This is a genomic window from Sporosarcina sp. FSL K6-3508 (assembly GCF_038615825.1).
GTDB lineage: Bacteria > Bacillota > Bacilli > Bacillales_A > Planococcaceae > Sporosarcina > Sporosarcina newyorkensis.
Window position 1 is genome coordinate 2,677,321 of sequence record NZ_CP152016.1, and the last position, 23,229, is coordinate 2,700,549.

At 44.0% G+C, this 23,229-nt stretch carries 21 protein-coding genes and 1 tRNA gene; 3 read left to right on the plus strand and 19 right to left on the minus strand.

The features are described from left to right. Window positions 1-317: 317 nt before the first annotated feature. Window positions 318-389, minus strand: a tRNA-Arg gene (locus MKX97_RS13295). A gap of 231 nt (window positions 390-620) precedes the next feature. Between MKX97_RS13295 and clpP the strand changes: the two genes are divergently transcribed. Further along, on the plus strand, window positions 621-1,214 hold the full coding sequence (gene clpP / locus MKX97_RS13300; protein ID WP_078817902.1) for an ATP-dependent Clp endopeptidase proteolytic subunit ClpP: 594 nt from the start codon (window positions 621-623) through the stop codon (window positions 1,212-1,214). A 45-nt stretch (window positions 1,215-1,259) separates the two neighbouring features. On the opposite strand, the gene MKX97_RS13305 is transcribed toward clpP, so the two are convergent. The 12 genes from MKX97_RS13305 to hprK all read right to left on the minus strand — a co-directional run bounded on the left by MKX97_RS13305 (window position 1,260) and on the right by hprK (window position 11,640). Then, window positions 1,260-1,520 (minus strand): HPr family phosphocarrier protein, encoded by a 261-nt coding sequence (locus MKX97_RS13305; RefSeq protein WP_009498269.1) that lies wholly within the window; start codon window positions 1,518-1,520, stop codon window positions 1,260-1,262. A gap of 52 nt (window positions 1,521-1,572) precedes the next feature. Further along, window positions 1,573-2,505: a DNA-binding protein WhiA gene (gene whiA / locus MKX97_RS13310; protein ID WP_342536189.1), complete on the minus strand. Its 933-nt coding sequence runs from the start codon at window positions 2,503-2,505 to the stop codon at window positions 1,573-1,575. A 42-nt stretch (window positions 2,506-2,547) separates the two neighbouring features. Beyond that, on the minus strand, window positions 2,548-3,513 hold the full coding sequence (locus MKX97_RS13315) for a gluconeogenesis factor YvcK family protein (RefSeq protein ID WP_040759750.1): 966 nt from the start codon (window positions 3,511-3,513) through the stop codon (window positions 2,548-2,550). Window positions 3,514-3,520: 7 nt separating this feature from the next. Beyond that, window positions 3,521-4,408 carry an RNase adapter RapZ gene (gene rapZ / locus MKX97_RS13320; protein ID WP_009498272.1) on the minus strand — a complete coding sequence of 296 codons (888 nt, stop codon included), beginning with the start codon at window positions 4,406-4,408 and terminating at the stop codon, window positions 3,521-3,523. Between the two features lie 6 nt (window positions 4,409-4,414). Continuing rightward, on the minus strand, window positions 4,415-4,891 hold the full coding sequence (locus MKX97_RS13325; protein WP_009498273.1) for an 8-oxo-dGTP diphosphatase: 477 nt from the start codon (window positions 4,889-4,891) through the stop codon (window positions 4,415-4,417). Between the two features lie 197 nt (window positions 4,892-5,088). Next, window positions 5,089-6,039, minus strand: a complete 951-nt coding sequence (gene trxB, locus MKX97_RS13330) for a thioredoxin-disulfide reductase (RefSeq protein ID WP_078817900.1) — start codon at window positions 6,037-6,039, stop codon at window positions 5,089-5,091. Between the two features lie 92 nt (window positions 6,040-6,131). Then, on the minus strand, window positions 6,132-7,655 hold the full coding sequence (locus tag MKX97_RS13335) for a tetratricopeptide repeat protein (protein ID WP_340760006.1): 1,524 nt from the start codon (window positions 7,653-7,655) through the stop codon (window positions 6,132-6,134). A gap of 90 nt (window positions 7,656-7,745) precedes the next feature. Continuing rightward, entirely contained in the window at window positions 7,746-8,267 is a 522-nt protein-coding gene (locus MKX97_RS13340) for an acyltransferase (protein WP_342536190.1), read from the minus strand. After that, a complete protein-coding gene (gene ppaX / locus MKX97_RS13345) occupies window positions 8,264-8,920 on the minus strand; it encodes a pyrophosphatase PpaX (RefSeq protein ID WP_078817897.1) in 657 nt (218 codons plus the stop codon). The genes MKX97_RS13340 and ppaX overlap by 4 nt, the downstream gene beginning before the upstream one ends. Beyond that, window positions 8,910-9,884: a nucleoside recognition domain-containing protein gene (locus MKX97_RS13350; protein ID WP_342536191.1), complete on the minus strand. Its 975-nt coding sequence runs from the start codon at window positions 9,882-9,884 to the stop codon at window positions 8,910-8,912. The genes ppaX and MKX97_RS13350 overlap by 11 nt, the downstream gene beginning before the upstream one ends. Further along, complete coding sequence (lgt, locus tag MKX97_RS13355) at window positions 9,856-10,689, minus strand: prolipoprotein diacylglyceryl transferase (protein ID WP_078817895.1); 834 nt, start codon at window positions 10,687-10,689, stop codon at window positions 9,856-9,858. The genes MKX97_RS13350 and lgt overlap by 29 nt, the downstream gene beginning before the upstream one ends. Continuing rightward, complete coding sequence (gene hprK, locus MKX97_RS13360) at window positions 10,690-11,640, minus strand: HPr(Ser) kinase/phosphatase (RefSeq protein ID WP_078817894.1); 951 nt, start codon at window positions 11,638-11,640, stop codon at window positions 10,690-10,692. 157 nt (window positions 11,641-11,797) lie between these two features. Between hprK and MKX97_RS13365 the strand changes: the two genes are divergently transcribed. Further along, on the plus strand, window positions 11,798-12,349 hold the full coding sequence (locus tag MKX97_RS13365; RefSeq protein ID WP_342536192.1) for an N-acetylmuramoyl-L-alanine amidase: 552 nt from the start codon (window positions 11,798-11,800) through the stop codon (window positions 12,347-12,349). Window positions 12,350-13,226: 877 nt separating this feature from the next. Here the strand turns inward: MKX97_RS13365 and MKX97_RS13370 are convergent. From MKX97_RS13370 to MKX97_RS13395, 6 genes are all read right to left on the minus strand, one after another. After that, complete coding sequence (locus MKX97_RS13370; RefSeq protein WP_342536193.1) at window positions 13,227-14,423, minus strand: DUF4097 family beta strand repeat-containing protein; 1,197 nt, start codon at window positions 14,421-14,423, stop codon at window positions 13,227-13,229. An 84-nt stretch (window positions 14,424-14,507) separates the two neighbouring features. Then, window positions 14,508-17,372, minus strand: a complete 2,865-nt coding sequence (gene uvrA, locus MKX97_RS13375; RefSeq protein WP_342536194.1) for an excinuclease ABC subunit UvrA — start codon at window positions 17,370-17,372, stop codon at window positions 14,508-14,510. 7 nt (window positions 17,373-17,379) lie between these two features. Next, window positions 17,380-19,362 carry an excinuclease ABC subunit UvrB gene (gene uvrB / locus MKX97_RS13380; RefSeq protein ID WP_342536195.1) on the minus strand — a complete coding sequence of 661 codons (1,983 nt, stop codon included), beginning with the start codon at window positions 19,360-19,362 and terminating at the stop codon, window positions 17,380-17,382. Between the two features lie 362 nt (window positions 19,363-19,724). Beyond that, complete coding sequence (locus tag MKX97_RS13385; protein ID WP_009498285.1) at window positions 19,725-19,982, minus strand: IDEAL domain-containing protein; 258 nt, start codon at window positions 19,980-19,982, stop codon at window positions 19,725-19,727. Between the two features lie 667 nt (window positions 19,983-20,649). Continuing rightward, window positions 20,650-21,861 (minus strand): ABC transporter permease, encoded by a 1,212-nt coding sequence (locus MKX97_RS13390; protein ID WP_342536196.1) that lies wholly within the window; start codon window positions 21,859-21,861, stop codon window positions 20,650-20,652. After that, complete coding sequence (locus MKX97_RS13395; RefSeq protein WP_342536197.1) at window positions 21,845-22,591, minus strand: ABC transporter ATP-binding protein; 747 nt, start codon at window positions 22,589-22,591, stop codon at window positions 21,845-21,847. The genes MKX97_RS13390 and MKX97_RS13395 overlap by 17 nt, the downstream gene beginning before the upstream one ends. 120 nt (window positions 22,592-22,711) lie before the next feature. Here MKX97_RS13395 and MKX97_RS13400 point away from each other — a divergent pair, with 120 nt between their 5' ends. Then, window positions 22,712-23,137 carry an HIT family protein gene (locus MKX97_RS13400; protein WP_040759529.1) on the plus strand — a complete coding sequence of 142 codons (426 nt, stop codon included), beginning with the start codon at window positions 22,712-22,714 and terminating at the stop codon, window positions 23,135-23,137. Window positions 23,138-23,229 lie beyond the last annotated feature (92 nt).

Here is a 23,229-nt window from a genome sequence, read left to right on the forward strand (position 1 = left end):
TCTGATAAGTCAGGTAGAAATGACTTTTCGGACGGTCTAACAACTCTCTATTGCAACTAAACCTTTAACACTCCAAGCAACTGAGTAATTGTACCAATTGAAAAATTGCTTAGCTTCCTTGTTTTCAACACATGTTATAAAAGAGCCGGGTGTTGTCGATACTCAAAAAAGTGGACATGAGAACAGAAATAGCACACGTGAAACACAAATTCGTTTCACTGTATTGTACAAAAATGAAAAAACCCTGTAAATGATGATAAATCAACATTTACAGGATCTTTATTCAGTACATATCGTATAATGATTTAACCTAGTAACGCCCTCGGCAGGAATCGAACCCACATTTTAAGAACCGGAATCTTACGTGCTATCCGTTGCACCACGAGGGCAAAATAAAAACATTACCTATACTCAGTGATCTCGTCTGCTACAAAAATTATAAAAGCTTCTCTAACAGACATCTTCCATTATACCGTGGAATAGAATGAAAAGCAATCTAATTTTTTAAGGCAAATGATTTGACCTTTGTTGACCATCATAGGTAAAATACAATTATAGTTGAAATACCAACTAATTTCAACCGAACGATTATTATGAAGCATTAAAAGGAGGAAGTACCATTGAATCTTATTCCTACAGTTATTGAACAAACCAACCGTGGTGAACGGGCGTATGACATTTATTCCCGCTTGTTGAAAGACCGGATTATCATGCTCGGCAGCGGCATCGATGACAATGTTGCGAATTCGATCGTTGCGCAGCTCTTATTCCTGGAAGCAGAAGATCCGGAAAAAGACATCTCCATTTATATTAACAGCCCGGGTGGAAGTATTACAGCGGGTATGGCGATCTACGACACGATGCAATTTATTAAACCGGACATCCAGACAATCTGTATCGGTATGGCTGCATCCATGGGTGCCTTCTTACTGACAGCGGGAGCACCAGGCAAACGTTACGCATTGCCTAACGCAGAAGTAATGATTCACCAACCACTTGGTGGTGCACAAGGTCAAGCGACTGAAATTGAAATCGCAGCGAAGCGCATCTTGCACTTACGTGAGAAGTTGAATCAGATTTTGGCCGATCGTACAGGTCAGCCGATTGAAGTCATCGCACAAGATACGGATCGTGATAATTTCATGACAGCGGAACGTGCAAAAGAATATGGCTTAATCGATCATATCGTTCAACGCAGCGACATGAAAAAATAAGACAAAAAAGAACCGATTCTTCCCAAAAAGGAGAATCGGTTCTTTTTATTGCTGTTCAGCTTCTACAAAATCCGTAAGATTCTGAAGTGCCAAGTCTTCATCAATGCCGTCTGCCATCAAGATGATCTCAGTGCCTTTGGCAATCGCCAGACTCATAATCCCCATGATGCTTTTCGCATTCACCTGGCGTCTTTCTTTCTTCAAATAAATATCTGCAGTGTATTTATTTGCTTCCTGGACAAATAGTGCGGCTTGTCTCGCCTGTAATCCAGGTTTGATTCCCACTTTCACAGTTTTTTCTACCATATCGTATGCTCCTTTTCTTCCTTTTTTTAAGAAGGATCTACTCGTTCTTTCGTTAATTTCCGCGCAATCTTTCAGCGATCTCTTCAATCTTCCGCAAGCGATGATTGACACCTGATTTACTGACAGGCGTCCCTGTCACCAGTTCGCCCAATTCTTTTAACGTGACATCTTGATGGGCAACACGTAATTGAGCAATTTCTTGCAGACGCTCCGGCAATTGATCGAGCCCGATCGTCTGTTCAATCAACTTAATATTCTCTACTTGCCGCTGGGCCGCACCAATCGTTTTATTCAGATTGGCGGTTTCGCAATTCACTAGCCGATTTACGCTATTCCGCATATCCCGCATAATCCGGACATCCTCAAATTTCATGAGAGATACATGCGCACCGATTATACCTAGGAAATCGGATATCTTTTCAGCTTCCTTCAAATACGCGATAAATCCTTTTTTTCGCTCTATAGATTTCGCATTTAATTGGAATCGATTCATTAACTCGACTAGTGATTCGCTATGTTCTTGATAACTTGAGAACACCTCCAAGTGATAGGAAGACGTCTCAGGGTTATTGACGGAACCTCCTGCCAGGAAAGCTCCGCGTAAGTATGCACGCGCACAGCAGTCGTCTTCAATGAGCTGCGGGTCGATTTGGTTCACCATTTGAAAATCATGCGTCATAATGGACAGTGTTTCCAATAAATCCTTAGCACCTTCCCGAATACGGCAAATATAAATATTATTTTTCTTCAAACGCATTTTCTTCCGTACAAGCATCTCTACTTTATAAGGATACAACTTTTTCAAGTTAGAATAAAGTCGTCTTGCTATCGCTGCATTTTCTGTTTGAACATCAAGACTTAATTGTTTATTGGAAAAAGACATCACGCCATTCATTCGAATAAAAGCTGCGATTTCTGCTTTCGTACAGCAGTCCTCCGCTTCAATTTGCGTCAATTCCTTTTTCGTTTTGGATGCAAAAGACATGATATTCCCCCTTTTTCGGCGATCTTCATATCTATCCGCCTTCTACGTTCTCTCTATATAGCGCATCAACACATCCGCCACGTCTGCCGATTTATGCATTATCGTTCCATTATATACAGTAGCAATTTCTTGTACAAATACTTCAGGCACGAGCGCTTGAAGCTTATCTAGATCGTTTTCGACCAACCACGGCTCCGTTTCTTCTCCAACACTTTTGTAAGCGCGTCTGAAGGCTTCTACATTATTAACGAGGACAGCATCCAGGAAAGGCTCTCCCGCGTGGTCATACAGCGCCTGAACGTGCTCAGAAGCAGTATAGCGGAAAGTCTCTCCTCTTTGTGTCGTCAAATTACCGACATAGACCTTCTTCGCGGTACTTTGGAGAACTGCGTCCCGAATATCTTGCACAAGTATGGTCGGCAAAATACTAGTATACAAGCTGCCAGGCCCAAACACGATCAAATCCGCCTTTTTGATCGTCGCCGCGGTCTCCGGCAACGGCTTGACATCTTCCGGTGAAATAAATACGTTTCGGATTTTTCTGCCATAGAGAGGTATTTTGGATTCACCTGTAATTATTGAACCATCTTCAAGCTCAGCATGCAAGGTTATACGTTGATTTGCTGCCGGCAAGACTTTTCCTTTTATATTCAGCACGAGCCCCATCTGCTCAACCGCCCGCGCAAAATCTCCAGTAATTGTTGTTAACGCGGTCAGCATGAGATTTCCGAGTGAGTGGCCTTTCAGATCATCGGACCCTTCAAAACGGTATTGGAACATCTTTTCGATCAACGGTTCTACGTCTGAAAGCGCTGCCATAACCTGTCGGATGTCCCCTGGCGGCGGGATGTCATACTGATCGAACAATCGGCCCGAACTACCTCCGTCATCTGCTACTGTGACAATCGCTGTCAAATCAATAGGATAGCGTTTCAATCCACGCAAAATGTTTGAAAGGCCTGTTCCACCGCCGAACACAACAACTCTTTTTATAGTAGTGGATGGCATAGCAATGTCACACCTTTCTTTTTTCGACATCCCGGTGAGAAACAAACGTTGGGTAATCCTCTTTGAATTCTTTCATGAAGTATTCGGCAAGTGTGACGGAGCGATGTTGACCACCTGTACAGCCAAATGCGATGACTGCCTGCCCTTTTCCTTCTTGCTTATACTGCGGGATCAGGAATCTGAAAAGATCCGTCAATTTATCAATCAATACTTTTGTGTCATTCCACTTTAAAACGTATTCAGAGACTTCCGTATCCAATCCAGTCATTGGACGTAATTCTTCCAAATAATATGGATTCGGTAAAAATCGGACGTCAAATACGACATCTGCATCGATCGGCATTCCATGCTTAAATCCGAATGAAACAAAATTCAACGTAAACGTCGGCTCGCCTGCCTTGGAAAATTCCCGCATAATCTTTTCACGTAATTGTTTCGGCTTTAACTGGGACGTGTCATAAATCGATCGCGACAAGCCTTTTAATTCCGTCAGTAAAATACGTTCTTTCCGTATGCCTTCGAGCAACACGCCACCTTCGGATAAAGGATGAGAGCGACGCGTTTCCTTATAGCGTTTAACAAGCGTTTCATCATTCGCATCAAGAAATAACAAACTCGCCTTAACGCCATCCATTTTGAACAACTCATCCAAAGCAGTGACCAATGAATCAAACAGGCTGCCACCGCGTGTATCCATCACCGCGGCAATGCGTCTCATCTGATTATCGGATTTCATCATCAATTCCAAGAATGTCACAAATAATTCGGGTGGCAGATTGTCGATACAATAGAAGCCCATATCCTCAAAACATTGCATAGCAACCGTTTTTCCAGCACCTGACATTCCGCTAATAATTACAACTTCATATTCATTTGAAACATGTGGTTGATCCATACTATTCTATTCACCTTCCATCGATTGTTGTAGCGACTCACGCAATAAACGAAATTGCTCTGTATAATAAAACGTTCCATATTGCGTACCTTCATGATGAATCGCAAACAATAAATTGGAACGATCTCCTTCCGCCATCGGTAATGTATGCAGACTCTCTATAGGATGCCATTCCAGCTCTCCTTCTACTGTTGTTTCCAACAGTTCACCCGAATAATCATGTGCAATGAATGTGAAAAGGAGCCATTCATTCAATAATGCCTTGCCCTCATCATCCATGATCATCATTGTATAGACCCCTTTAAGATGCGGATTGATGGGACACGCTCCAGTTTCCTCTACGAATTCGCGTATAGCGGCTTCATAGATGGATTCCCCCTCATCAATTTTTCCTCCCGGAGCCACATACCATCCGCGTCTCGGTTTCTTCAGCAAAAGGACTTGCCCATCTTTGACTACGAGTAAATTAGCAATTTTTTGCATATGTAGTTCCCCACTTTTCAAGTATGTAGTACTAGTATACAATGCTTTCCGGAAAAACGACAAAAAAAGGAGGCTATTCACGGAAGTTTGTTACCGCAAATAGCCACAAAGTTGCTATATTGTAAAAAGGGGGTCTTGACTACCTATACAATAACCTTTCTACATTGCAAACCTGTTACATTGAAGTTACGAATCGATTAAGCTTTTGCTTCTTGTTCTTCCATCAATTCTTCAATATACTTCTGAGCCGCTTGTGCAGCGATACTTCCGTCCCCCGTTGCTGTAACTACTTGACGCAACAGTTTTTCACGAACATCGCCTGCAGCGTAGATTCCAGGAATTTTCGTTTCCATGATGTCATTCGTTTCGATGTATCCATTCTCGTCCAAGATACCAAGTTCCTTGAATGGCCCCGTAAGAGGATCCAATCCAATATAGACGAACATCCCTTCCGTTTCCATCTCGCGCTCTGATCCATCTTCAGTTGACACTAATGTCACAGATCCGATCTTGCCATCTTTCTCGTTCACTTGCTTCACTGTCGTATTCCAAATGAAATCAATCTTTTCATTCGCAAATGCACGTTCTTGCAAAATCTTTTGTGCCCGCAGTTCATCACGGCGATGAATGATCGTTACCTTGTTCGCGAAACGCGTCAAATATGAACCTTCTTCAACCGCAGAATCTCCGCCGCCAATTACGACGATATCTTTGCCACGGAAAAATGCTCCATCACATACCGCACAATAACTGACACCGCGGCCAGTCAACTCCGCTTCGCCCGGGATGCCCATTTTACGGTATTCCGCGCCTGTCGTAATAATAATAGCACGTGCCTTATAGCTCTTGTCGCCCACATGAATCGTTTTAAATTCGCGGCCGTCTTTAATCTCCGTAACGTCCCCGTAAGCATATTCTGCCCCAAAACGTTTCGCATGGTCAAACATCTTCGTAGAGAGATCAGGACCTAAAATGCTCTCGAAGCCAGGATAGTTTTCAATTTCCTCGGTATTCGCCATTTGACCTCCCGGCACGCCTCTCTCCAGCATGAGCGTAGACATATTCCCGCGAGCTGTATAAACAGCTGCTGTCATACCCGCTGGACCTGCGCCGATAATAATCACATCATATACTTTATCTATTGACATCGTAGTTGTCCTCCTTAAATATATAAGCTCTACATAAAATCGTAGTGGAATTGCCGCACGAATTCAACTTAAATGCAACATCCAATTTGCTGTCAATCCGTCGTGTAAGGCAAAAATTGGATCAATTCCTGAACATACTTTGTTAAGGTGGCAACAGCTACGTCATATTTCTCTGCCAGCGACTTCTTCGTCACTTGATCATAGCGCGATGATTGGAACATATAGTCTACAGCTGCGGCAATTGCTTTAGGATTTGCAAAAGCATACTCTCCGACCAAAGCATTCTCACATAATGTGAACCACATCTGAAACAAATGTGTCCCTTGCTGATCCAGTGGCATGTACTGTTCATACAGTAAATCACACGTCGTTAACGCTTTTTTCAATGATTTTTCAAAATCGTTCTCTGCTACAAATTCGTAATCCAGGCTATGTGCCAAAAACAACTGTTCCGACGCACTTAACTCTTCCACATTAATATAGCCGGGATGCGACAAAATTTCTTGCAAATGTGAGGACTTGCCTAATAAATACAAGCCAAACATCCGCTCACTGCGATAAGGATTGGAAATCTTCTCGATTAAAAACGAGACATCTTCCTCATACGAATCCGGATCCAACTCATCTTCTAACGATTTCCAAGGCTCAAATCCAGCTTTTGACGGATCCATTTGCAATAGTTTCTCATAAGCCTGCTCTGCCACTTGGCGGTGTCCGGTAAAATAGGCGGCATTCGAAAGCCAGAAGTAATAACCGACATCACCTTGGAAGCCACGCTTCTGCAAACTGCGCAGCCAATAATACGCTTCTTCATAGCGGCCTGTCAGCGCAAATGTCGCTCCGAGTTTGTAACGATGTTCTACTTGATACGGTTTGATCTTAGACAATAACTCCATCATGCTGCCAAGCCGCTCTTCATCTCGTCCGTAATAGAAAAATACGGCTAAATTACAGAGTGCATGAATATTGCCTTTCTCCTCACGAAGTACATCGTATAAAATCTCTTCCGCATGTTTTTCTTTGCCTATATAAAAGTACGCCAGCGCCAAGTTATTGTGGACAGCCCAAGTTTTTGGGTAGTCTGCCAAAAGATCTTCCAGTACATCAATCGCTTGCTCGAAGTTGCCTTCTTCCATCATCCTTCGGGCCTTTTCTTGCATGAACAAGACTTCTCCGTCCGGGACTTCCCCATCTTCGAGATATGTTTCTTCTTGATCGGCAAACTCAACGATTTCGTGCGCTTCCTCGACAAATATTCCATCTGGAGACAATCCGATATACTTGTTCGCATACTGTTTCGCCTCACGCAACAACCCAAGATGCGCATGAACTTCAGCCAAATAAAATGTTGTCTCTTCGTCGTTCGGCTCTAACTCATCCGCTGCTCTCAGCAATTCATAAGCATCCTCAAAACGGCCGACCTCCATGATGAAAACACCATACTCCATCTGGGTCAGTGCATCCTCAGGATTCAGCTCCAATGCGCGTTTATAATATTTTTCAGCGTCTGAAAACTGCTCACGCTGCATAGCCTGCATCGCACGCTTACGATAGAAATCTCCATCTGGCAGAAATGACACAATTTTATCCTTTTTGAACCTTTGTTTTTTATCCAATCAAACTCCTCCGAAAAAGTAAGAGGAACGTTCAAAACGTCCCTCTCTGCAATCTACCTTCTATTATAGCACAACTTATTCACTCGTCATTCATTTGTCTTCCCGGGCAGCCCGTGCCTTCATTTCCTCAACTGAATAAATGACTTTGACTGGATTTCCGCCCGCAAAAACACCGGCAGGAATATCACGGTTGACTAATGATGCCGCTGAAACGATGGCACCATCGCCAATTTTGACTCCAGGTAAAATCGTCGTATTGGCACCAATTAAGACGTTGCTGCCAATTTCCACATCTCCTATACGATACTCATCGATCAAATATTCATGCGCCAAAATGGTCGTATTGAAACCAATGATTGAGTTATCGCCGACCGAAATGCGTTCAGGAAACATGACATCTGGCACGACCATTAACGCAAATGCCGTCTGTTTCCCTACCTTCATCCGAAGAAATAGACGATACAAAACATTTTTCCAGGATACGAACGGAGTATATCGAGCGATTTGGATGATAATGAAATTCTTTGCTACTTTAAAGATCGAAACAGTCCGATAAATATGCCAAAGTGAATTCGCTTCTCCTTTGGAAGGATAGCGTTCGGTGCGTCTCACGGCCGCTCTCCCTTTAGCACGTCGTATAGATCCGACATATGATGCAACATGAAATCCGGTTTAAATGTCTGCAAATAGTCTTCCCCTTTTAACGCCCAGGCAACAGCGGCAGTGCGTACACCCGCATTTTGCCCTCCTAATATATCATGGAAATTATCCCCTATCATCAGGGCTTCTTCAGGCGTACGGTCTAAGCGCTCTAATGCCAGAATAAGGGGCTCAGGGTCTGGCTTGGCATTCGTCACATCATCCAGACCGATAACTGTCTCAAAATAAGAATCTATTCCAATCAGACGCAAGCCTCTTTCCACCATGTCACGCTTTTTCGTTGAAACAACAGCCATTTTCATGCCCATTTCATACAATCTGCGGAGCGTATCCTCCACTCCATCAAAGGCACTGACCAGTTCATCATGATTCGCTAAATTCCAAACTCTATATTCATCGATTAATTGGTCTGTCATTTCAGGTGCAATTGAAGAAAAGGTGTCATGCAATGAAGGACCGATGAAGGGCAATATTTCCTCTCTTTGAAAACGGCCTGGAAAATGGTCATTCAGTACATGTTGGAAGGTAGCGATAATTAATTCGTTCGTATCTCCCAAAGTCCCATCAAAATCAAACAATAAGGTAGTGATCGGTTTAACAGTCAACAACAGACTCCTCCTTCTCTCTCGGCTGTTTCCACAGCACGCTGACCGTAACAGTCAGCAATATGGCAGTCACAAGCCGTATTAAGAATAATGGCCAAATCGGAATGCCTAACGGTAAGAAGAGCAATGTGTCTTCAATCACCGCATGGCACGCCATTAAGAAAATAAATGCCAAAGTAATATCACGTTTGGAAACTCCATCTTCCTGAACAGCTTGAATCATGACACCTGCCCCATACGCTAGGCCAATTAACAGACCCGCGACAAGTGTCACGGAAGCATTTGGTTTCACGCCAATCAACTTTGTAAATGGGGCGACTCCATTTGAAAAACGTTCCAAATAATTTCGGTCTTTCACGAACTGAACAAATAGCATCAGCGGGATAACGATCAGAGCAAGCTGTAACACTCCGAACGTTGCTTTTTCTGTACCCAAAAGGATAATCTGCCAAATGCCGTCAGGAATAACTTCCGCTTTCGGAGTCAAACCGTATTGTGCGGTTTCCGAACCGCCTGTCCAGAAAAGGTTCAATAGTATGCCAGCAAGCGCTGCCAGTCCAAGACGGACCACAAGGACAAGCCAAAGCTTCACACCAACTTTCAGTGCCACGGCTGTTTCGATAAAAAGATTATGTGCGAAACTGATCATCACGGCTATGATGAATACTTCCTTCACCGTCAACTCTAGGGAGATGATCCCTGCAATCCCCGCATACAAATTCAATGCATTCCCAAGCACAAGTGGAACGGCTGCTTCACCGCGCAAGCCAAAGATATGCATGAGCGGAGAAATGAGTTCCACTAACCAAGGCAGGATAGGCGTAAATTGCAAGATGGTGACGAACAATGTAATAGGAAAAATGATTTTCCCCAGTGACCAAGTGGTTTTCAGCCCAGCCTGCAAACCGCTTTGCAACGTACTGGACAATGAGATATTATTTTTGTTTGTCTTCATAATTTTCATTCACCTTCATCACAAATCTTCGGTATAACAAGATCGCGATCCCAATAATAACGCCGGCAACAGATACCATCTGTGCCGCTCTCAAGCTGCCGATTACATACAGACTGTCCGTCCGCATTCCTTCAATGAAGAAACGACCGATCGAATACCAGATGACATAAAATAAAAAGATTTCTCCGCGCTTCATCTTCAATACTCTTCGAATGACTAGAATTAAAATTAGCCCTACAACATTCCACATCGACTCATACAGAAATGTCGGATGGTAGGTCACTCCTTCGATGGTCATCTGGTTCATAATCCAGTCTGGAATGATCGTGTTTTCTTTAAACGCATCTGAAACAGGACCACCATGCGCTTCCTGGTTCATGAAATTCCCCCACCGGCCGATAATCTGACCGATCAATAAGCCGGGCGCTGTAATATCCGCGACTTTCCAAAACGACACGCCGCGCTTCCTCGTAAAAATAATGGCCGTAATCACGGCACCGATCAGCGCACCATGAATGGCAATTCCGCCGTTCCAGATCTGGATAATCTGGCCGGGATGGTCACGATAATAATCCCAAGTGAAAATGACGTAATAAATACGCGCACTGATGATTGAAATCGGAATCGCCCAAATGAGCATATCCGTCAAAAAGTCAGGGTGCATGCCCCTTCTCAACATTTCACGTTGCACGATGATGAATCCTAATACAATCCCTAATGCAATGAGAATACCATACCAGCGTACTTCTAAAGCTGTATCCGAAGTGCCGATTCTAATCGCGACAGGATTAATCGCAAGTAAAAATAAATTCACTTAGTCGCTCTCCTCTGCTTTCAAAATTTCCGCATTCTCTGCGATTGCTTGGTCCAAACGCTTTGTAAATTCATCCGCTGCATTGAATCCTAGACGCTTCATACGGTAATCCATAGCAGCGACTTCAATGATGACCGCGATATTCCGACCTGGTCTGACCGGAACGGACAAGCGTGTAATTTGTGAATCAAGGATTTCAATCTTTTCCTCATCGATTCCCAAACGATCATAATGCTTATCCTCATCCCAAATTTCCAAGTCGACCGCCAACAGCACCCGCTTATCATCCTTCACTGCACTCGCACCGAATAACGTCATCATATCAATAATGCCAATGCCACGGATTTCCAACATATGCTTAAGCAACTTCGGTGACGTACCGATCAAAACGTTTTCCGATACTTGGCGAATTTCCACCGAGTCATCCGCGACAAGTCGGTGACCTTTTTTAATTAGTTCCAACGCGGTCTCACTCTTTCCAACGCCGCTTCCTCCAGTGATCAAGACACCGACACCATAGACGTCCACTAATACACCGTGGACTGTAGTCATAGGGGCAAGCTGACCGACTAAGTAATTCGTCAGCATGCCGGAAAATTGCGTCGTTTTGTAATCAGTGCGCAAAACCGGAACATTTTTTTCATCCGCCAGCTGACTTAGTTCTCTCGGTCCTTCTTCACCATGTGCAATAATGAATGCAGGCGTATCCTCCGAGCAAAGACGTTCCAAACGTTTTCTTCTCGTAATCGACGGCAATGTTTCCAAGAACGACATTTCCTTGCGGCCGATCAATTGCACGCGCTCCGATGGATAATAATCAAAATAACCAGCCATCTCAAGACCTGGCCGTGAAATATCGCTCATATTGATATGCCGATGAATACCTTCGTGTCCTGCAATCAATTCAAGGCCGAATCGATTCATAATATCTTCTACTGTTAGTTCCCCCATAAAGCTCCCCGCTTTCCAACTCGTGTCATAGCTATCCAAATCTTATTTTAACATGAAGAAAAAGAAATGAAATGGATTTATCCTTGTGATACTTCATACGGGCTGTCTCCTTTTTCAACAAGACAACTATCTACAGAGTAAAGGAGAGTGGATGAAAATGACACTAATCATTCTTGACGCTGGACATGGGCCAAACACGCCAGGAAAGAGATCCCCTGATGGAAAGCTGCGTGAGTTCCAGTTTAATTCGGCGGTTGCTGCACTTGTTGGAGATCGTTTAAGCCGGGAAGGTATCAAAGTTCGATACGTGCATGAGGCTTCACGTGATGTGCCCTTAAACGAACGGACGGCGCTTGCCAATCGATTACGGGCAGATGCGTATGTATCAATCCACGCAAATGCGCATGGTACTGGATGGAGCGAAGCACACGGGATTGAGACGTATATTTATCCACAGGCAAGCAAAAGTTCCTCCGTACTGGCGTCGCTAGTCCAAAAGAACATAATCACCGCCTGTCAACGAACCGATCGCGGTGTAAAGAAGGCAAACTTCGCTGTCTTACGAGATACTCAGATGCCAGCCATCCTGGTAGAATGCGGCTTCATGTCGAATCGCACAGAGGCTCTGTTGCTGCAGAGCAAAGCGTATCAACTGCAATGCGCAAGAGCGATTACGTTTGGGATTCTTTGTTGGGTTTATACCAAATAAAAAAGCCCCTGTCCAATCACTTATTTTGTGATTGGGCAGGGGTTAAAGCTAAAATTAGAGAATTGGTGATTAATAATGGCATCGTTGCTCTACGTTCTAGTCGGACGCTTTCTTACCTCTAGTCAAAGGTTTTGTTAGAATAAAAGATAAGTATTATGATTTACTATCCGAATAGGCGTGTGAAACCACAGCTAGTGAGCACTCCGGGATTTCCGCTCCAGACGGTACGCTTTCCGGGGGGCGTGGCCTTGAGCCTCCTCGTTCGCTTCGCTTCCTGCGGGGTCTCAAGACGCACGCTGATCCCCCAGGAGTCGACCGTCTTCCGCTCCAATCGCTAATTAGAGTGTAAAGTCATATGGCAAATTCCTTGTAATTTTTATAAATCTAGAAAGTGCTCCCACAGTCAGAGTACAAAACCGGCACTTTTCATTGACTTTGTTAAAGGGCAGAAGTGATTTTAACATCAACAAGCTCACAGGCAATGCTCCATGCCATTTAGCATTTGAACTATTATCACTATTGTTGGAGAACAAAACATTGCCACTTGAAAATTACGATGAACTACACTTTAAAGTTACCGTCACAAAGTAGGGATTCGAGCGAAAGACGGGCGAAATGCAAAAATGTGCTGCCAACGCTTCGCTTATGCTCGCAAAAGCCTTACTTCGTGACGGCTTTTCCTGCGGGATTTAGCGCGAATGATGAGACCCTGGACTGAGCGTAGCGAAGGAAGCGGCTCATCCGCGCCCCGCGGAAAGCGTCCGCCTGGAACGTAGATCAACGTTGCCCTTCCCCCCCTATTCTTGTTTCTTCAGCTCAAACACCCGCCCTATCACAAGATAAGTGACAGGGCGGGTGTTTTCATTTTCAAATATGTTTACAGTTCGATGGAGTTATAGTGGACTAAGACAGATCCAGTTCTGGATTCGCCGTTAACTTGTAAAGAGGCTTTCGTTTCATCGTCGCCGGCTTTGCTGAAACGAATCGTGCGGTGCAGGAATTGCTCTTGCTCTTCCACTCGCGAAACGTCTTTTAGCTGCAAATCCAGTTTTCCCATATTCGACGTAATTTCTCCCCTTAGACCTAGAGTAGAAGGAATATAAAGCTCCACTGTTCCGCTGATGGACTTCGCATCGAGACGTGTAGCTTCCGTTGAAGTCGTTGTCAGACTTACGTTGCCGTTCAATGACTTAGCATCTATGTCTATCAATTCTCCATCCACATACACACGGCCGTTCAATGTTTCGGCTTCGAGTTTATTGCCTCGCACCTTCAACAGACGGACCATTCCATTAGCGGTTTCCAATTCCGCTTCGTCAAATCGAATATGCGCACATTCGATTTTGCCATTGGCAGTTTTGATGCGCAGATTATCAAAATCTACTTTCTCCACTGTACAACCGCCATTCAAAAGACGGACGGAAAGTTTACGGTAAGGCTGCTGGCTAGGCACGTATAATTGGACATTCACTTGCACCATCTTCAAATCACTGCCGATTCGGAGTTTATTGCCGTCTTTCACAAACAACAGTTTATCAAGGAACTGTGCGCGCGCTTCCGTCTCTGAGTCGTGGTTGAAATGCTTAACAGAAAACTTCGCAGTGATTTCATCACTATCAGACGGAAGGACTTCCACTTTTCCGTGATCGATATGGATAATGATTTCCTCTACATCTTCTGCTGTTTTGTTTTCAGTATGGGTAAATGAAACGGACTTGCCAAATGGCGCTTCAAAATCGAATGTTTTCACTCTTTGGACAGCCGTATCCATAAATTGCATGAAACGATCTCCCGCCGTCATGAATTCTTTGCGAATATCTTCAAAAAAGTCATCTGCTGAAGATTCATCTGTCGTGTCTTGCGGATTCGTCGATTCTTTCTTTTTCTGTTGCTCATCAAACCAACGGTGATCCTGTTCAGTATGGAGATCGGAATGTTGCGCAGTAGACGGCTTTTCGTCTTGCACGGTGGATTCCGTTTGTTTCCCAAGTGCTTCCAACAATTTCAACGCTTCGTCTGCTGTGATTTTGCCTTCTTCCAGCAAAGTTAATATTCGTCTGCGTTCGTTTTGCATCTCTAGACTCCTCCTTGTTTTGAACATGCTTTTCATTTCCTATCTATTTATACGGCTGCGCTTCATAAAAGTTTCATTAGGAAGTTATTTCCCTGTTTTTCCGATTAGCTCTTTCATACGATTTCGGTCACGTTCCAAGATTGAACGCAAATACTTTCCAGTGTATGATGCCTCAACTTCTGCTACTTCTTCCGGTGTTCCTGTTGCGACAATTTCTCCACCTTTGTCTCCGCCTTCCGGGCCGATATCGATAATATAATCGACGGTTTTGATAACGTCCAGATTATGTTCAATAACGAGTACCGTATTACCGCTATCAACCAAGCGCTGAAGAACGTCTAGCAATTTCGCAATGTCATGAACGTGCAAGCCAGTCGTTGGTTCATCTAAAATATAAAAAGATTTTCCATTCGATCGCTTGTGCAGTTCGGAAGCTAATTTAACACGTTGAGCTTCCCCACCCGACAATGTGGTTGCGGGCTGACCCAGCTGAATATAGCCGAGACCAACGTCTACAATCGTCTGCAGCTTCCGGTGGATTTTCGGTATATTCTCAAAAAACATCATTCCATCTTCAACTGTCATCGCCAATACATCTGCGATATTCTTTCCTTTGTATGTCACTTCCAACGTCTCTCTATTATACCGTTTGCCGTGACACACTTCACATGGTACATAGACATCCGGCAAAAAGTGCATTTCGATTTTAATAATTCCATCTCCGCGACAAGCTTCACAACGACCGCCTTTGACATTGAAGCTGAATCGCCCTTTTTTATATCCGCGCACTTTCGCTTCATTGGTCATTGCAAAGACATCTCGTATATCATCGAATACTCCTGTATATGTTGCCGGATTGGACCGCGGAGTACGTCCGATCGGTGACTGATCAATATCAATGACCTTCTCGAGATGTTCAATTCCGCTGATTTCGTCAAATTTTCCCGGCTTTTGTTTTGAACGGTTCAATTTCTGAGCCAATGTCTTATGCAGGATTTCATTTACGAGCGTACTTTTACCTGAACCCGAGACACCCGTAACAGCGATGAACTGGCCTAAAGGGAACTCAACATCCAAATGTTTTAGATTGTTTTCAGCCGCTCCTTTAATGACAATACTGCGTTCATCCCTAGGTCTGCGCTTTATAGGCAGCGGAATAAATAATTCACCGCTTAGATATTTTCCAGTCAGTGATTTTTTGTTTTTCATGACTTTAGCAGGTGTCCCGGCTGCCACAATTTCTCCGCCTGCTACACCGGCTCCAGGACCGATATCGATTAAGTAATCGGCAGCCATCATCGTGTCCTCATCATGCTCGACAACGATTAATGTATTGCCGATATCTCGCATATTTTGCAAGGTGGAGATAAGCCGGTCATTATCCCTCTGATGCAAACCGATGGATGGCTCGTCCAAGATATAGAGGACACCTGTCAGACGGGAACCAATTTGAGTTGCGAGGCGAATCCGCTGTGCTTCACCACCGGATAATGTGCCTGCAGAGCGTGATAAGTTCAAATAATCCAAGCCAACGTTAATTAGAAAACCTAATCGCTCTTGGATCTCACGCAGAATCATATCGGCAATTTGTGCGTCTTTTTCTGATAGCTGAAGCTGGTTGAAAAAACTCACGGTATCTACAATAGAACGTTCCGTGATTAGACCGATATGCTGACCGTCAATCAATACAGCAAGCGATTCAGGCTTCAAGCGATAGCCGAGACAAGCAGGACATGGCCGCTCCGTCATATATTTTCCCATCTGCTCACGAATGTAATCGGACGACGTCTCATGATAACGCCGCTCAACATTGCGTAAGACTCCTTCAAAATAAATATTGCTGTCGCGGGTACTGCCGAATTCATTTGTATAACGGAAGTGGATTTTCTCTTTGTTAGAACCTTTCAAGAGTTTTTCCAGGTCTTCATCCGCCAGCTCACCGACCGGCACATCCATGGCAATACCATGATGCTTCGCAACGGTTTTCAGCAATTCCGGATAGTATTGTGAACTTGTCGGTTCCCAAGGAGCAATCGCATGCTCTTTCAACGTCAGTTCCTTATTGGGAATGATCAAGTCGGGGTCCACTTCCAGTTTCATGCCTAATCCATCACATTCTGGACAAGCACCAAATGGACTGTTGAATGAAAACATACGCGGCTCCAGCTCACCAATGGAAAAACCGCAAATCGGACACGCGTGATGCTCACTGAAAAACAACTCTTCTTCGCCAATTACATCTACGATGACATTTCCGTCAGCAAGACGTAATGCCGATTCCAGCGAGTCACTAAGACGTGTTTCAATGCCCTCTTTTATGACAATTCGGTCAATGACAATTTCAATCGTATGTTTTTTGTTTTTATTTAATTCGATATTATCATCTAGATCCATGGTTTCTCCGTTGACCCGCACTCGGACATACCCTTGTTTTTTAATGTCTTCAATTAATTTCGCATGCGTTCCTTTTCGCTCCGAAACGATTGGAGCAAGGACTTGAATGCGCGTTCGTTCCGGCAGTACCATTACCCGATCGACCATTTGCTCGACGGTTTGCGTGGAAATTTCCGTGCCGTGCAATGGACAGACAGGCTTTCCTACCCTTGCATAGAGCAAACGTAAATAGTCGTAAATTTCAGTAACTGTACCGACCGTCGAACGAGGATTTCGGCTAGTCGTCTTTTGATCGATCGAAATAGCAGGAGACAGTCCCTCTATAGAATCGACGTCAGGTTTGTCCATTTGCCCTAGGAATTGCCGGGCGTATGCAGACAAGGATTCCACATAACGCCGCTGCCCTTCTGCGTAGATCGTATCAAAAGCAAGCGAAGACTTACCGGAACCCGATAATCCAGTGATGACTACTAACTGATCACGAGGGATTTTAACGGTAATATCTTTTAAATTATGCGCTCTTGCACCTTGGATCACTAGTTCTTTATTTTTCATCCAGCCTCTACCTTTCTGCCTTCAGTTCTATAATACTGTCCCGTAACTCGGCTGCTCTTTCGAAGTCCAAAGCCTTTGCTGCGTCCTTCATCTCTTTTTCCAATTTTACGAGCAGCAAGCCTCTTTCCTCCTTAGACAGTTTCTTGCCTTCTATTCTGCGCTGTAAGTAAGATTCCGTTTCTTCCGCCACTTGAGTCGCACGGATTACTTCGCGTATCGGCTTTATAATTGTTTGTGGTGTAATGCCATGCTCTTTATTGTACGTAAGCTGTATTTCCCGGCGTCGTTCTGTTTCCCCAATCGCTTTTTCCATTGAATCCGTCATTTTGTCTGCGTACATAATTACGCGTCCTTCAGAATTACGCGCCGCCCGCCCAATCGTCTGGATTAGAGCACGTTCAGAGCGCAGGAATCCTTCTTTGTCGGCATCCAAAATAGCCACTAACGAAACTTCCGGTATGTCGATCCCTTCCCGCAGCAAGTTGATACCAATCAGTACATCGTATGTGCCAAGACGCAATTCTCGTATGATTTCAGTACGTTCAAGCGTCTTCACTTCCGAATGAAGGTACTGCACCTTTATACCGATATCCTTCAAGTAATCCGTCAGATCCTCCGACATTTTCTTCGTCAGTGTCGTAATCAATACGCGTTCATCACGTTCAATGCGCAACTGAATTTCATCCAATAAATCATCGATCTGCCCCTCAATCGGACGCACTTCGATGATCGGATCAAGCAGACCCGTCGGACGGATGATCTGCTCAATCATCTTATCTGTATGCTCAATTTCATAAGGACCCGGCGTAGCGGAAATATACATCGCCTGACTGATATGCTTCTCAAATTCCTCGAACATCAACGGACGGTTATCAAGAGCGGACGGTAAACGGAAACCGTGTTCTACCAATACCTTCTTACGAGCTTGGTCGCCATTGTACATGCCTCGGATTTGCGGCAGCGACACGTGGCTTTCATCGACTACTATCAAGAAATCATCAGGAAAATAATCGAGCAGCGTATACGGTGTCGCTCCCGCCTCTCGTAACGTCAGATGTCTTGAGTAGTTTTCGATACCCGAACAAAAACCCATTTCACGCATCATTTCCAAATCATAGCGTGTCCGTTGCTCCAATCGTTGCGCTTCCAGCAATTTATCGTTCTCACGTAAATATTTGAGTTGTTGCTCCAATTCAATTTCTATATTTTCGATCGCCTTCAACAATTTCGCTTCCCGCGTTACGAAGTGGGAACCTGGGAAGATCGCTACATGATCCCGATCGCCAATCACTTCACCTGTCAAGGCGTCTACTTCCCGAATGCGTTCAATTTCATCCCCGAAGAATTCAAGACGAATACAGCGTTCGTCGCGTGAAACCGGAAATACTTCCACTACATCTCCTCTGACTCGGAATGTTCCGCGGGTAAAGTTGATGTCATTGCGCTCATATTGAATGTCTACCAGTTTGCGCAATAATTCATTGCGCGGAATTTCCATGTCTCTTCGCAGTGACAGAACCATCTCGTTATACTCTTCAGGAGAACCGAGACCGTAGATACAAGATACGGATGCGACAATCAGCACATCATTACGTTCAAATAAGGAACTGGTCGCAGAGTGCCGCAGTTTATCAATTTCATCATTGATAGAGGAATCTTTCTCAATATACGTATCCGTCTGCGGTACGTACGCTTCCGGCTGATAAAAGTCATAGAAGCTGACAAAATACTCGACAGCATTGTCAGGAAAAAACTCTTTAAATTCACTATATAATTGGCCAGCCAATGTTTTATTATGGGCAATGACCAGTGTTGGTTTATTGATTTCGGTTAGGACGTTGGATACGGTGAAAGTTTTCCCGGTCCCCGTTGCACCTAACAGCGTTTGATGCTTTTTGCCTTCTTTTATACCACCAACAAGGCTCGCGATCGCTGACGGCTGATCTCCTTGAGGTGTATATGGGGCTTGCAATTGAAATGTTTCGTTCAAAAGGTTCCACTCCTATTCTAAAACACCTAGTCCATCTATTTTACCACAGCTACAGTTTTTTCTAAAGAAATAACGAACGTACGTTTTAAGCTAACTATGTATGTATTTTATTGTACCCTTTAAGTCGTTAAAGAAACTCTTGTCGAGAAGGAATAACGAAGCAAATAAAACAGACGGACGCATCAAGGCGCGGCCTGACCGTTTCATTTTTTTGTGAATGCATGCTAGTTAAGCTGCACCTCTTCAGACTAGCCATATACCGCACATGAAATATACATAAGAGGATAATTAATTATCTTCATACAAAAAGAGCTGTTCGAAAGGTCAGATAAAGATGACTTTCCGGACAGCTCTGTCTTATGTTATTTAGGCTGATATTCATATCCTTGTTCTTGAGTGAACTCTTGGAGTTGTTGTGTATACATTTCAAATGCTTCTTCATCGCGACGATCCAACGCGTCATCGATCAGGTTCATAATGCGGGCTTGCGTTTGTTCCCAGTGAATGTGTTGCAGAAACAGATCCCAATAAATTTCATTCAGCAGCTTTTCTGCCTGGAGAGAAGTGCTGTTGTTCCCTACGGCTTTTAAAAATTCAGCATATGAGTTGTTATTGTTCATCTCTCTCACCCCTGATACCTTTTAGTAATTATATATGCAAATAAACCAGAATTGCAACCACATTATGAACTATTCGAACTTTTGAATGATTTCTATATAGTCAGTTAACAATTTACTAGGTATATATATTCAGATAATTCAACTCTATGAAGGTGACTTATAACGAAGCTACTAGACCGACAATTCGACTGCACCATTTTTGAATGGCGAATTCACAGCTGACATTTATTTTTTTCTCGTCGCTCGACTGACAATGGGTTCGGGACAGAGTATGTGTTATGCGTTGTGCTTTGGCACCGCTTCGCCGCTGGGGGATTGCCTCCCGCCAAGAGCCAACTAGCAAAGAACGCTAGCTGTCTCATGGCTACGGCCGACCCCGCAGTTGCGGCTTCGCTAGAATCGTCAAAATAATGAGTGTAGTGTTTAAAATTGAGATAGCCTCAGAATCCGGCTTCTTAGTCGGAGGACAATATACAATTAGATACCCAGTGCTTTCGCTTACTAAACGCAGGCGCCTTACAAGCGGTAGGCGGAGCGATGAGACAGACAGGCGATCTTCCTGACTGGCTCATTGCGGGAGCCATCCGCAAGCGCCGAAGTGTTTTCAGTGACCATACTCCCGCCACACACACTGTGCCTTGCACCTTTTCTAACCTAGCAGCATAAACTAAATTTCTACTTCCTGCTCTTTCGTCAAACGAATAGTAGCCTCACCGATTATAACTGCAACTACTGCAATAAGGACCGGAATCAGACTTAATCCGTACAATGGCAATGCTGCCAACAGGAGGAGGATGGCTTGCAGCATGATTAACTTTCTTACAAGCGCGCGAACAGCCTTACTCTGGGACCTTTCCTCTTCTTCCGGGAAAAGCTGATCCATCGTAAACTCAACTCCGCCTTCAAGCGCCAAGATTAGTTGTACCGCTGTCGCGAATGCTAATGCACCGACGAAGATGAAAGAGACGATAGGTATAGGAATCAGAAATGCACCAAGCGCCGACAATACAGTCAGCCTAAGCCATAGCCAGAATGTGTCGTCGGTCCGGATGAACGTGCGCCCGACAAGATAAGCTTGTACATTTCGGCGTTCGAATCTCGCACTTTTCATTGCGAACTTTAGCCAATTCCGTTTACTGACGGAACCGACTAGATGCGGTACTTCCGTGAAGTAATTGGCAAATCGATAAAAACGCATCATTCGATTTTGTTCCAACTCTATGAACTGCTCATATGGAAATGGCTTTTGAACAGCTTGTTTTTCCCACCACTTTGTATAGAGGATCGCCACTAAGATGCCTGCGATGAACGCAATGGGACTCCAAGTCAATCCGAAATAAATCGCCAAAAACGCCAACACGAAGCGAATCATACGATCTGGCCAGACAAATTCATTGTTGGCAATTCGAACATTGTATTCTGTACCAACAAATAGCCCTTTCAATGCAATAATCAATAACACAGCTAGTATATAGTCAATACCTGTCCCCACTTCCGTAGCTTTCAATAAAGGAAGAGACACGACCACAGCAATGAGCGGCAGAGGTAACTGCGAAAATGTAGACCATGACAGTGAGCGTTTCATGTAACCTGGCAATTGATGTTCTAACGGCAAGAAATAGACGATATCAGCAGGCTTCAGCAATGTCGTGGGTGCAGATTTCATTAAGATCAATGCGATAATGAAGGATACGATCAATGCAGATGGAAAACTGACCGGCACTTCTTTCAACCATTCGCTGTAGGCATATCCGCCCGCTCCGATTGCAAACATGAAGACGATTGCAAGGTGTCCGGTGAATACATAGCGCATATATTTCTGCAATTCATTGACATAATGAAAGAATCGCTGTCCCCAAATATCATGCATGCTGTTCATAATCAGATTCCTCGGTCATCGCAATATATAAATCATCCAACGTTGCATTGGGGCGCCCGAACGCTTTACGCAAATCGTCCATTGTACCGTTCGCCCGGACTCGGCCTTCATGGAGCAAGATGATTCGGTCGCAATATTTTTCCGCTGTCGCAAGGACATGTGTGGACATCAAAATGGATGCACCCGCTTTTTTGCGCTCAATAATTTGATCTAGCAACGCTCGAATCGCCAGCGGGTCTAAACCGACAAATGGCTCATCGATGATATATAGTTTCGGCTCCACTAAGAAGGCACACATGATCATGACCTTTTGCCGCATACCTTTAGAAAAGTGGGCAGGAAACCATTTCAAACGTTGCTCCATTCGAAATTCCTTTAATAACTGTTCCGTACGTATTTCAAATTGTTGCTTGTCCAATCCATACGCCATCGCAGTCAGCTCAAGATGCTCCTGTAAAGTGAGCTCTTCGTATAGAACCGGCGTTTCGGGAATATAGCTGAATGACTGCCGATAATGTGCTTTATCGCTAAATGTTGCTCCGTCAATTTTGATTTGACCTTGTAGAGGATTCATCACACCGATAATATGTTTGATTGTTGTACTTTTGCCCGCGCCGTTCAGACCGATCAAACCAACCAATTCCCCTTCTTCTATCTGGAATGAAAGGTCGTGCAAAACCGGCTTGCGCGTGTAACCGCCTGTTACGTGTTCTAGTTCTAGGATTGCCATTATAGTTCCTCCAATCTTCATTTTCATTTTAGCAAAGAAAATATAAAATTGCTCTGTCTGCCTTCGTTAACTATCAGAAAATATGCTACAATACATCCAAACATGAAAGGAAGTGTAGAAATGACCTCATGTATTTTCTGCAAAATTGTTGAAGGCTCCATCCCGGGTGAAAAAGTTTATGAAGATGAGCATGTCATCGCGTTTATGGATATCATGCCCGTCACTAAAGGTCATGTGCTTCTCATACCTAAAACACACCGTGAAAACTTGTATGAATTGACAGAAGAAGAGGCTTCCAACCTATTTAAAGTCGCTCCTAAAATCGCAAACGCATTGAAAGAAGAATTTCAGCCTGTCGGGTTGAATCTGTTACAGAATAACGGTTCTTTTGCCGGGCAATCTGTATTTCATTTTCATATGCATTTTATTCCTCGCTATGATAAATCGGATGGTTTCCAACCTGAATTCAATTCGAAAGTGGAACAATTCCCAATGGAAGTCGTTTCTGAGTTAGCAAATAATATTAAATTGAGATTACAAGCATAAGATGTTTTGATGAAAGCTTTTCCTTAGGAAAGCTTTCTCCTGCATAATAAATGTACGATCTTTTCTTGCCCATCCGTGGCTTGCATGCTTTA